The 10,943-nt window shown below is 73.4% G+C and carries 10 protein-coding genes and 1 pseudogene; 4 read left to right on the top strand and 7 right to left on the bottom strand.

Translation table 11 applies throughout. The features are described 5' to 3' along the window. Both AB0M52_RS23015 and AB0M52_RS23010 read left to right on the top strand, forming a co-directional pair. Positions 1–151, top strand: a pseudogene (locus AB0M52_RS23015) (AAA family ATPase); the annotation flags it as partial. Then, positions 148–1,677, top strand: coding sequence for an ABC transporter substrate-binding protein (locus AB0M52_RS23010; protein WP_363957126.1), 1,530 nt, complete (start codon positions 148–150; stop codon positions 1,675–1,677). The pseudogene AB0M52_RS23015 and the gene AB0M52_RS23010, both read left to right, overlap by 4 nt. Before the next feature lie 87 nt (positions 1,678–1,764). Here the strand turns inward: AB0M52_RS23010 and AB0M52_RS23005 are convergent, their stop codons facing one another. The 4 genes from AB0M52_RS23005 to AB0M52_RS22990 all read right to left on the bottom strand — a co-directional run bounded on the left by AB0M52_RS23005 (position 1,765) and on the right by AB0M52_RS22990 (position 6,678). Continuing rightward, the gene (locus AB0M52_RS23005; protein ID WP_363957123.1) at positions 1,765–3,132 is read right to left on the bottom strand and encodes an AarF/UbiB family protein; all 1,368 of its coding nucleotides are present in this window, start codon (positions 3,130–3,132) and stop codon (positions 1,765–1,767) included. 37 nt (positions 3,133–3,169) lie between these two features. Continuing rightward, positions 3,170–3,808, bottom strand: coding sequence for a hypothetical protein (locus AB0M52_RS23000; RefSeq protein ID WP_363957121.1), 639 nt, complete (start codon positions 3,806–3,808; stop codon positions 3,170–3,172). Then, positions 3,805–4,698 (bottom strand): methyltransferase domain-containing protein, encoded by an 894-nt coding sequence (locus AB0M52_RS22995; protein WP_363957118.1) that lies wholly within the window; start codon positions 4,696–4,698, stop codon positions 3,805–3,807. Before AB0M52_RS22995 ends, AB0M52_RS23000 begins: the two co-directional genes overlap by 4 nt. 75 nt (positions 4,699–4,773) lie before the next feature. Next, positions 4,774–6,678, bottom strand: a complete 1,905-nt coding sequence (locus tag AB0M52_RS22990) for a BTAD domain-containing putative transcriptional regulator (protein WP_363957115.1) — start codon at positions 6,676–6,678, stop codon at positions 4,774–4,776. Between the two features lie 286 nt (positions 6,679–6,964). On the opposite strand from AB0M52_RS22990, the gene AB0M52_RS22985 reads away from it, so the two are divergent. After that, positions 6,965–7,729 carry an NAD(P)-binding domain-containing protein gene (locus tag AB0M52_RS22985; RefSeq protein WP_363957112.1) on the top strand — a complete coding sequence of 255 codons (765 nt, stop codon included), beginning with the start codon at positions 6,965–6,967 and terminating at the stop codon, positions 7,727–7,729. Here the strand turns inward: AB0M52_RS22985 and AB0M52_RS22980 are convergent. Beyond that, positions 7,657–8,370 carry a helix-turn-helix domain-containing protein gene (locus tag AB0M52_RS22980; RefSeq protein ID WP_363957109.1) on the bottom strand — a complete coding sequence of 238 codons (714 nt, stop codon included), beginning with the start codon at positions 8,368–8,370 and terminating at the stop codon, positions 7,657–7,659. The two genes, AB0M52_RS22985 and AB0M52_RS22980, sit on opposite strands and share 73 nt — an antisense overlap. Before the next feature lie 157 nt (positions 8,371–8,527). Here AB0M52_RS22980 and add point away from each other — a divergent pair, with 157 nt between their 5' ends. Next, positions 8,528–9,619, top strand: a complete 1,092-nt coding sequence (gene add, locus AB0M52_RS22975) for an adenosine deaminase (protein WP_363957106.1) — start codon at positions 8,528–8,530, stop codon at positions 9,617–9,619. Here the strand turns inward: add and AB0M52_RS22970 are convergent. Continuing rightward, the gene (locus tag AB0M52_RS22970; RefSeq protein WP_363957103.1) at positions 9,577–10,533 is read right to left on the bottom strand and encodes a homocysteine S-methyltransferase family protein; all 957 of its coding nucleotides are present in this window, start codon (positions 10,531–10,533) and stop codon (positions 9,577–9,579) included. The genes add and AB0M52_RS22970 overlap by 43 nt on opposite strands. A 131-nt stretch (positions 10,534–10,664) precedes the next feature. Then, a partial coding sequence (locus tag AB0M52_RS22965) for an aminotransferase class V-fold PLP-dependent enzyme (protein WP_363957100.1) occupies positions 10,665–10,943 on the bottom strand: 279 nt, incomplete at its 5' end.

Below are 10,943 nucleotides of genomic sequence, written 5' to 3'. Positions count from 1 at the left end.
GATCCTGTTCAACGAACTGACCCCAGGCCAGATCGTCGTGATCGACTGCGAAGGCGACCCCAACAATATCGACAAGTCCAAGCTCGTCTTCCGCGGCTCCGACAAGCCGGCCGCCGGGACACTCCCCGACGTCGGGGCGGTGCCCGCATGATCGGCGTACGCGAACAGCAGCGCGCCGAGGATCCGCCGACCGGCACCGGTCCGCTCCGTTTCCTGGGGCCGGTCGTCGGCGGGCTGCCCGACGAGCCGGAACCGGGGACGATCGGGACCGGGCAGGTGCTCCGGCTCATCACCCGGCAGCTGTTCGCCTACCCCGTGACCACCGACCCGGCCGCCCGACCGGTGCCCGACGCCGCCCTGGAGCTGCCCACCGTCGACAACGGCGGGATCAGTCCGGACGGCCGCACCTGGCGTATCCGGCTGCGTCGCGGCGTCCACTGGGACGCGCAGCGCGCTCGGGAACTGGCCGGTGGCGACGTCGTACGGGGCCTCAAGCGCACCGCCCATCCGCTCGCCCGGTCGATGCGCCCGTACTTCGGCGCGCTGATCGAAGGGCTGGCCGACTACTACCGGCACTACGACGAGGAGTTCGGGCACTGGGAGGCGCACGCCCCCGCGCTCGCCCAGTTCTCCCACCTCACCCGGATCCCGGGACTACGGGCCGAGGGCGACACCGTCGTGTTGCGGCTCACCGAGCCGGCCAACGACCTGCTCGACCTGCTCGCCACCGGGTACGCCGCCGCAGCCCCACGCGAGTACGACTACTACGTGCCGGACAGCCCCGAGCTGTACCGGTGCAACCCGGCTTGCGGGCCGTACCGGATCGCCAAGCAGCTGACCCCGGGCGGCGACTTCGTCCTGGAACCCAACCCCCGGTGGGATCCGGCCACCGACCCGATTCGCCGGCGGACCGCGTCCCGCATCGACGTGGTGGCGTCCTCCGGCGGCGAGCCGGTCGACGACGCGACCGCCTTCGGGGTGCTGTCCTGGGACCTGCCGGCGCCAGCGGCCAGCTTCGGCGGGACCGGCTGCAGCTACTACCTCTCCGCGGTGCCCGGTGGGTCGGCGCAGGCGCACGCCGCCCGCCACGCGCTGTCCTGGGCGGTCGACCGGGCTGCTCTCGCCGCTGCGGCCCGCACGGCCGGCGCTGACGGCGCCGCCGCCCAGCACGGCGTCCTGCAACCGGGGGATCCGGGCGCGGAGCGCTTCGAGGAAGCCGCGCCCGATGCCGGTGACCCGGAGCGGGCTCGACGCCTGCTCGCCGACGCCGGGCTGGGCCCGGGTACCCGGCTGACCGTGGCGGTGCCGACCGGCTCGCGGCCGGCGGCCGTGGCCACCGCCCTCACCGGCGTGCTCGTCCGGTACGGCATCGCCGTCGTCGCGGTGTCCCCCGGCGCACCCGGCGCCGATCTCACGCTGCACGAGTGGGCGCCGCGGTGGGCCGGCAACGCCAACCGGGATCTGCTGCACCGGATCTGGCCGTCCGACGGCGGCACCGGAGATCCGGCCGGCGTCGCCGCCGAGGCACTACGGGCGCTCGACCCGGGCACGGCCACCGCGCGGTGGCGCCGCTTCGACCGGCTGGCCACCGCCGACCTGCGACTCGTACCCCTGATCGTGGCCGCCTGGCCGCGGGCCCGGGCGGACGCCCTGGCGGCCGGGGTGGCCCGGTGGTGACACCACCCGGCCAGGGCTGACGACCCGTACGAGCGGGGCCGGTCGCGCACGCGACCGGCCCCGCTCGTGCTCCCGGGGTGGCGGGAATCAGCGGATGCCGAACAACGCCCGGTTCAGGACCGGCTTGGCCGTCTCCTGGAAGTCGATGTCCGGGTCGAGCGCCCGTACGGTGCCCTCCACCACGAGCAGCGACAGCAGCGGGAACACCAGTTCCGGCGACGCCGCGACCCCGTGGCGGCGTTGCAGGTCGAACAGCTCGCCGGCGAACGCGATCAGGCTGAACTCCTTGGCGGACAGCTTGTAGCTGCGGGCTACCAGGTCCTTCACGCCCTCGGTGAAGGCCGGCACGTTCGCGTCCTCGGACACCCCGATGGCGCTCTCCAGCACGATCGCCGCGCACCGGTCGCCCCGCCCGATCGACATGTTGAGGAAGAAGTCGGCGAACAGCTCCCGCATCCGCTCCGACAACTGGACGCTGAAGCCGGCGTCCAGCACCACCACCTGGCCGCCCCGGGTGAAGTAGAGGTTGCCGGGGTGCAGGTCACAGTGGACGAAACCGTTGATGAACAGCATCTGGTAGACCACGGTCAGGGTGGACGCCGCGAACGTCCGACGCATCGCCCGCGAGCACCGGGTCGCGGTGTCGACGGCCAGGTCCGGGATGAAATCCATGACGATGGCCGCCGGCCGGCTCGCCCCGGGATGCACCCGGGGCACCAGGACACGCGGCACCGAGCCCAGATCCTCCCGCAGGCGGCCGAGGTCCCGACCCTCGCGGCCGAGGTCGACCTGCCCGAGCACCGAATCGCAGAGGTTGTCGACCACCTCACGGACCGGCACGCCCCGGAACATCGGCAACCGGGCGACGACCGCTGCCCCCCGGCGCAGCAGCGCGAGGTCGGCGGCCATCTGGGGGCCGATTCCGGAGCGGCGTAGCTTGAGCGCGACCGTCCCGCCGCCCGGCAGCGTCGCCCGGTAGACGCAGGCGATGCTGCCGCTGGCGACCGGGGTCTCCTCGACGGCGGCGAAGACCTCGTCCAACTGGTCGCCGTACACCTCGCGCAGCGCTGTCCGGCCCTGCGTCACCGACATCGGTGGCACGTCGTCCTGCAACACCGACAGCTCGTCGCAGAGCCAGCCCGGCACGACGTCCCGGCGGGTGCCGAGAACCTGGGCCGCCTTGATGAAGGTGGGCCCCAGGCGCACGACGGTCCGGGCAACCTCCCGGGCGAGCCGGCGCCGGCCGGCCGGCCTGCCGTGCCGCACCGCGGTGGCCGAGGCGGTGGCGAGACCCGCCGCCATCGACGCTGTCGCCACCGCACCGATGGCGAGGGCGCGACCGGTCAGCCGGACTCGTTCGGGGGCGGCGGAGCCGCCGGACCCGGTCGGCGGAGCGAGGCGCAGGATCGGTGAGCCGATGGGGGAGAGGCTGAGGAGGAACTTGAGCGGTACCATCAGGCGCCTTTCTGCCGGGGGTCAGCAGGGCCCGGGGTCAGCCCCGTGCGGTGGACAGCCCCGGGACGTCCAGCGCCCGTAGGCGCATGTTGCCGGCGTCGGCGTACCACAGCCGCAGGCCGTCCCAGGTCAGGCTGGTGGCGGGTCGACCGTCGACCTGGATCTGCAGCACGTTCCGGCAGGTCTGCAGGTCGAAGACCGTGATGGCCTCGCCGAGCCGGTCGGTGTGCGCGACGTACCGGTCGGTGACGGTGACGCCGGCGACGCCGAGCGGCGCGGGTGCGGTCGCGAGCAGCCGCAGGTCGGAGGCGTGCCGCAGTTCCAGCGCGTCGGGCCAGCCGAGCCAGATGCCGTCCTTGCCCGCCTCCATGCCGCAGACCGGCACGCCGGTGCGAGGGCTGGCCACCTCGCGCAGGATGTCCCCGCTCTGCGGCTCGCACAGCCGCAGCGTGCTGGCGGTGGCATAGAGGAGGCAGCCGCCGAGATTGGTGAGCCCGGCCACCAGGCCGGGACACGCCAGTTCGGCGCCGGGCTCGCCGGTACGCGGGTCGAGGCAGACGGCCCGCTCGCGCCCCGCATCGGCGTACCAGAGGGCGTGGCCGGACCAGGTGAGGCCGGAAAGCTGGTCGGCGTCGACGGAGTGGTCCCGTACCGACGCGGCAGTGTAGATGATCATGGTTTGCCCACCCGGTCGAGGTGACAGTCGAGGCGCCACCGGGTCACGTCCCGGGCGGCGGAGCCCTCGGGGCGTCGGGGACGCACATGTACGGTGTCGCCGGCCGCGACGGGCGTGTGCCGGAGCGGCCAGACGAAGACGGCCCAGTTGCAGCCCAGGTAAGACGGCATGTTGGACAGTTCGATGCCCGGCGCCAGCGTGGCGGTGAAGTAGCCGAGCACAGCGTGCAGCGTGCCGGCCGTGTGCAGGGGCAGGGCCAGCGGGCGGGCGTTGCGCAGGCCGGTGTCGCCGCGGCCGGTGTCGACCAGCACCGCGGGCTCGCCGAGCAGGGCCGGCTCCCGGGTGAGGAAGTGCAGGTGGGCGGTGGGCTCGATCAGCTCCTGCACCACGTCGAGCCGCATCCCGAGGAAGTCCTCGGACCAGATCCCCCAACCTTCGTCGTCGAACTGCACCGGCGCGAGCCAGGTGACCACCCGCTCCGGCACCACGGCCCCGCCGGGCCGCAGGTTGCGGCGGTTGAACACGCGCAGGATGCGGGCCATGTCCTCCTCCGGCCCGAGGTTGCCCATCAGCTCGCAGACCGTCACGTCCGCCTGCTGCGGCAGGCGGACGAGTCGGGCGTCGCCGGCGATCAGGGTCACCCGGTCCTGCCAGCCGTTGGCCTTGATGATGCGGTCGGCGACAGCGGCTATCTGAGGATCGGCCTCCACGGCGTACACGTGGGCCGCGCCGTGCCGCAGCGCGAGCGCGGTCAGCGCCAGCGTGCCGGCGCCGACGTCGGCGACCACCGAGTTCTCGTCGATGACCGCGGCGAGCGCCTGGTCGTACGACTCGACGCGTCTGCGGTCACCGAGCATCGCCTGGTGCATGAGCAGGTGGCGTTGGTCCATGCGAGATCTCCCGCTCGTCGACCGCCAGCATCTACTAGAGAATCATATAGCAGTGTTTGATGCTTGTCGCCTGCCTCAACGGCCGGTGTGGCAGCCGCAGCCACAGCCACAGCCGCACCGGCCGGCGGGCGGGCCACCGTCCACCCCGTTCTCATGCAGCAGCTGCCGGGCCAGCGCGTGTACCGTGCCGAGCATCCGGTAGCGCCGGCCCGACGCGCCGTGCATGACCTCCAGCACCGACTTGTCCACCAGCCGGTCCAGCAAAACCTGTAGCGTTTCGGGCTCACCGGCGACCGCCCGGCCGGCGACGGCCGCCGTCTCCAGGCCGAACTCGGCCGGCACGGCGCCCAGCGCTTTGAAGCACCGCTGCTCCGCCGGACCCAGCAGCTCGATGCTGCGGTTCACGGCAGCGTGCAGCGACCGGTGGTGACTGGGCAATCCCCGGCGAGGCGGCTGGATCCGGCGCAGTGGATCCTCGACGACGTCGACCAGCGCGTCCAGTCGCTGGGTCCGCAGGCAGGCCGCGGCCAACTCGATGGCGAGAGGTAGCCCGTCCAACGCCCGGCACACCGACGTCACCGCCTCCAGGTTGGACTCGGTGAGGCGGAAGCCCGGCTGCACCTGCGCCGCCCGACGGGCGAACAGCTGCAGCGCGGGCGCCGCCGAGGGGCCCCGATCCGCCTCCACCCCCAGCGGCCGCACCGGGTACACCGCCTCGTACGGCAGGCCGAGCAGTTCCCGCGAGGCCAGGAGGACGGTGACCTGCGGGCAGCCGCGGAGCACGTCGTCGACGAGATCGGCGGCGTCGTCGGTGACCAGTTCGGCGTTGTCGAGGATGAGCAGCAGTTTGCGGTCGTGCAGCCGGTGCGCCAGCGGCACCGAATTGCTAACGTGCCAGGACGCCGGCTCCTCGACCACTGCCGCCGTCGTCCGGGCCAGCTCCGGGCCGGTACGGACGCTCGCCAGGTCCACCACCGCGACGCCGTCGGCGAACCGTTCCCGCAGTTCCTCCGCCGCAGCCAGGCCGAGCGCCGACTTGCCGACCCCCGCCGGGCCGGTGAGGCTCACCATCCGGAACTCGCCGAGCAGGTCGCAGACCGCCGCGAGATCGGCTGAGCGTCCGATCAGCTCGTCCACCACTGGCGCCGGTCCCCGCCAGGGCGGCTGTTGGACGCCGTCCCGGACCGGAGCGGGAGGCGGCGGAGCCGCCTCGGCGTCGAGCACCTCCCGGTACGCGGCCGTCAGCTCGGGACCCGGGTCGACGCCCAGGTCGAGCTTGAGGCGCATGCGCACGTCGGCATACCGCTCGATGGCCCAGGCGCGTTGCCCGATGCGGGTCAGCGCCTGCAGGACGCGCGCCTGGACCCGTTCGTTCAGTGGCTCGGCGTGGGCCAGCCGCTCGGTCAGCGGCAGGACCGCGTCCGGCCGATCCAACTCCAGGCCGAGCCCGATGTATTCGAGCGCGGCAACCAGGAACTCCTGCCGTAGCGGGCCGATGTCGTCCGGCTCGACCAGCAACGCGGCCAGGTCACCGAGCTGCGGGTCTCGCCACTGCTCGAGGGTCTCGCCGTACCGGGCGAAGGCGCTGTCGGCCTCGCCGGCCTCGCGCCGGGCGGCGGCCTCCCGGATTCCGGCCCGGAACGTGAACAGGTCGAGTTGGTCGTCGCCCACGGCGAGCCGGTATCCGCCCTGCACCGAGGCGATGACGTTGGTGCGCCGCCGCCGTGGCGTGTCGGGCTCCAGGGCATGACGCAACCGCGCGACGTAGGTGTGCACCAGGCTCGCGGCCCGGGTCGGGGGCTGGCCCGGCCAGAGAACTGCGACCAGGTCGTCCAGCGGCACATGTGCGCCGGCCCGTAGGGTCAGCAGGGCGAGGACCGCCCGTTGCTTCGGGGGCCCCAGGTCGACTTCCCTACCACGAATCGTCGCTCGGACGGGACCGAGGATCTCAATTCGGGGCTCGATCTCGGTCCGGTTCACGCCGTCCCCCAAGCTGTCGTGGCGCTGTGCTCGGTTCTCCACCACTTTAAGTGAAGAACTTCCATACTTAAAGTGGTGACTCGTAGCCGCAGGCCGTCAACCCGGACGCAGGTCCGCGTCAAGTAGCCGTCAAGTCGGGTGGGAGACACTGTCTCGCGACCACCGGCGGCACCCGACAGGTCGGGTCCGGTCCGGCCGGGGAGATCTGACCACCGACCCGGAGCCAACAGATGCGCAGGTTCGCACCGCACGCTTGTCACCCGCGCCGCGGCACGCGGTGCACCTCATGATCGTCGGCATCCTCGGGCGCGGGCGGATGGGATCGGCGCTGGCCCGTGCCCTTGCCGTGCATGGTCAGTCGGTGCTCATCGCCGGCCGTACGCATGCCGTACGGCAACCCCCCGTCCTGGCCTCGCACTCCGAGATCCACTGCGTCCCGGCGTCCACCGTGGTCGCCGGGGCCGACCTGCTCGTGCTCATGCTGCCGTTCGCCGCCGCCGTGGAGCTGGCGCTCGACGGTTTGCTCGACGACGGACGTGGACGCACCGTCATCGATGCGACCAATCCGCCGCAGTCCCCCGTGGAACCAGCGGGGCGCGGTCGGTCCGGCGGTCGGTTGCTCGCGGAATTGTTACCACGGTGGCGGGTGGTCAAGGCGCTCAACACCGTACCCGCCGGCATGCTCGGCGAGCCGGTGCTGGGCGGGCGGGCGGTCACCGTGCCGCTGGCCGGGGACCACCCACCTGCCAAGATCGAGTCTGCTGGCCTGCTGCGCGGGCTCGGATTCGTGCCGGTGGACGTCGGCGGAATCGACCGGGCGCCGGCGCTGGAGTCGCTGGCGGAACTGTTGATGGCGATCGACAACCAGCACGCGTTGCGCGGCCGGCTCGGCTTTTGCCTGGCCCTGCCCGACCAGGCGGCGATGGCGCAGACCAGCACGACGTGGGGCGGCCGGGCGCCTGGCCCGGCCGCCGAGCGTCAGCGCCTCGCGCCGCCGGCCGCCGAGAGCATCCGCTCGCCGCTCGGCCGGCCGCCCAGGCCCAGCAGGTAGAGGCACCGGGGCATGGCCGCTGGCGGGCCGGTCACCGAGACCGCCCCGCTGACCACCGCCTCGACCGGCTCGATCGCGCCGCTGCCGAGGTCGAAGAACGTGCGGGCGTCGGTGACCACCCGAAGCGTCGCGTCCGCGCCGGCCGTACCACTGATCGTGCGAACCTCGCCGTCGCCGACCCGGACGTGGAACACCTCGCCCTCGATGTCGAACTCGTAGACCTCGTCGGTGAGCGCCCGGGCCGGGTCGACCATGGACTCGATCGCCAGGACGGCCCACGAGGCTCGGGTGACCGGCGCGCGGAGTTGGCCCGGCTGCTCGGCCAGCAGCGTCAGGCCGAAGCGGGCCAGCACCAGGACCGGATCGCGCAGCTTCTCGCCCAGCTCGGTGAGCGCGTAGCCGGCGGTGCGCCGCTCGGCGTCGATGGGCTGGATGATGCCCGCCTCGGTGAGGAAGGCCAGCCGGTCGGCCAGGAGGTTGGTGCCGATGCCCGGCAGGGCGTCCAGTAGGTCCCGGTAACGGCGCGGCCGGACCAGCAGTTCACGGACGATGAGCAGCGTCCACCGTTCGCCCACCACGTCCAGCGCGAAGGCCAGGCCGCACTGCTGACCGTACGTCCGGCGGTCTCTTTGCTCTTTCACGGCGCTCCTCCATGCCGCAGCGCGGGCTCAGGCCACGCCCCTTTACTTAGACATAGTACACGGCGGCCTCTTCCAGATTGCCCTCCTACCCGGAAGGCTTGCCCGGTCGGCGATCAGAATCGCTCCGTCCGGTCCCCGCGTCCCTAGAATCGGCACGGTGAGCATCGCCGAACCGGTCGGGCCGGACCGCGACGACCTGATCCAACGGCTGCCCAAGGTCGAGCTGCACGTGCACCTGGAGGGTTCGATGCGGCCGGCCACCCTGCTGCGCATGGCCCGCCGCCACGGGCTCGACCTCGGTCGGCTCGACGAGGCGGGCGTGGCCGACCTCTTCCGTTTCCGCAGCTTCCGGCACTTTACTGAGCTGTACGAACAATGCTGCGCGGCGTTGCGCGAGCCGGCCGACCTCCAGCTGCTGACCGAGGAGCTGGCCGACATGGCGCACGAGCAGAACGTCCGGCACCTGGAGGTGACGTTCAGCCCCGGCACCCATCGGCGGGGGCCGGGCATTCCGTTCGACGAGCAGATCGACGCGGTGGCCCGGGGCGCCGAGGAGGCGCGGCGGCGTACCGGCGTCAGCATGCGGTTCGTCGTGGACCACGTTCGCGGGGAGTCGCCTGAGGAGTGCCAGCAGGTCGCGGAGTGGGCCGTGGCGGGCGTACCACGGGGGGTGGTGGCGCTCGGCCTCGGCGGCTTCGAGCCGGGCCGGCCGGCGTCGCTGTTCGCCGAGCCGATCTGGTGGGCGGCGGCACACGGCGTGCCGTTCGTGCCGCACGCGGGTGAGGCGGTGGGGCCCGAGGGCGTCTGGGACTGCCTGGCCTTCGACCCGCCCCGGATCGCGCACGGCATCCGCGCGGTCGAGGATCCGGCGCTGCTGACGGCACTGCGCGACCGGTCCGTCGTCCTCGACGTCTGTCCCACCAGCAACCTGCGGACCGGGGTGGTGCCGAGCCCACAGGCGCATCCGCTGCGCCGGTTGTGGGACGCCGGCGTGCGGCTGACCCTCAACACCGACGACCCGACGATGTTCCACACCGACCTGGTCGCCGAGCACCGGCTGGCGGCCCGCTGGCACGGCTTCACGGTGGCGCAGTTCGCCGGGATGACCCTGACCGCCGTCGAGGCCGCGTTGCTGCCGGATCCCGAGCGGGCGGCGCTGCGGGACCGGGTGTGGGCGGAGCTGGCCGGGCTGGGCGTCGCGCCGGCCTATCCGCCCGGGGTAGCGCAGCCCGCGCCGGCCGCGGGCTGACCGCCGGGCGGGTCCACCAGCGGCCAGCGGGCGCGCAGCGCGGCGATGTGCGCCGGGGTGGACCCGCAGCACCCGCCGACGATCCCGAGGCCGCGCCACCGCGCACCGTCCCAGAGGCCGGCGAAGGCGTCCGGCGACATGGTCGGCGGCAAGTGCCGGTCGACCGGCGTCGCGGGCGGCAGCTCGCCGCGGTCCTCCAGGTTCGGGTACGCCCCGGCCAGCCCGGCGTCGACCTGCCGCAGCCGGCGCAGCGCCTGTTCGGTGCCGGCCGGATCGGTGCAGTTGACCAGGACCGCACTCGCCCCAGCGCCGCGTACGGCCGCCGCGGCGGCCGCCACGTCCTCACCGCTGAGCAGGCGGGCGCCGGCGGTGCACACGAAGCTGGCCCACGCCGGCAGGCCGTGGGCGCGGACGGCGCGGACGGCGGCGACCGCCTCGCGGACCGTGTTCATCGTCTCCACCAGGACCAGGTCGACGCCGGCACCGGCCAGCTGGTCGGCCAGCCAGGCGTGCTCGGTCCGCAGCACCGCGTCGTCGGGCACCAGGTCGGGCCGGTAGCAGTCCTCGATCGGCGCGACCGAGCCGGCGACGAGCACTGGGCGGGGCACGGTCGCCGCGGCCTCCCGGGCCAGGGTCACCGCGACGCGCACGAGACCGGCGGCGGCGGTCGCGTCCGCACCGGACCGGTACGCGGTACGTGGGGTGGTACGGAAGGTGTCGGCGGTGAGCACGTCCGCGCCGGCCGCCGCGTACTCGCTGTGCACGCGGGCGACGAGACGACGGCCGGCGACGTCGAGCAGGCAGTGCGCGGTCCACCAGGGGGCGGTGACAGAGCGGCCGTGCCGTTGCAGCTCGGTGCCGAGCGCGCCGTCGAGGACCAGCGGCCGGCCGGCCGACGCCCCGGGTCGCTCCACCGGCACCTCCGACCAGGCCGGGCCCGTGCGCCGGGCCGTCGAGCCGATCGTGGCACGTCACCCCGGCCGGTACGACCCCATGCGGCGCGCTGGCCGAGGACTGCGCAACCTGCGAGAGCACTGTGGCCGGGTCAGCTGCGGATCGCCGCGATCGCCGCCACCGTGCTGATGAGGGCACGTACGTCGGCTCGGGTGGTGTAGCGGGCCACGCCGGCTCGTACCGACTCCGGGGTGTCGGGCGACACGGCACGCAGCGCCGACTCCGCTCCGAAGGTGCCGTGGCCCACGACGATGCCGCCCTCGGCGAGCAGGGCCGACACCTCGGCGGCCGGGCGGCCGTCGACCTGAAAGGCGACGATCGGCAGGCGGGTCGCGTCGTCCGATCGGCCGAGCACGCGTACGCCGTCGAC

Source organism: Micromonospora sp. NPDC051296 (genome assembly GCF_040682255.1).
GTDB lineage: Bacteria > Actinomycetota > Actinomycetes > Mycobacteriales > Micromonosporaceae > Micromonospora > Micromonospora craterilacus.
Note: the sequence above shows the minus strand (reverse complement) of the source record. Positions and strands in the feature narration are given on the sequence as shown.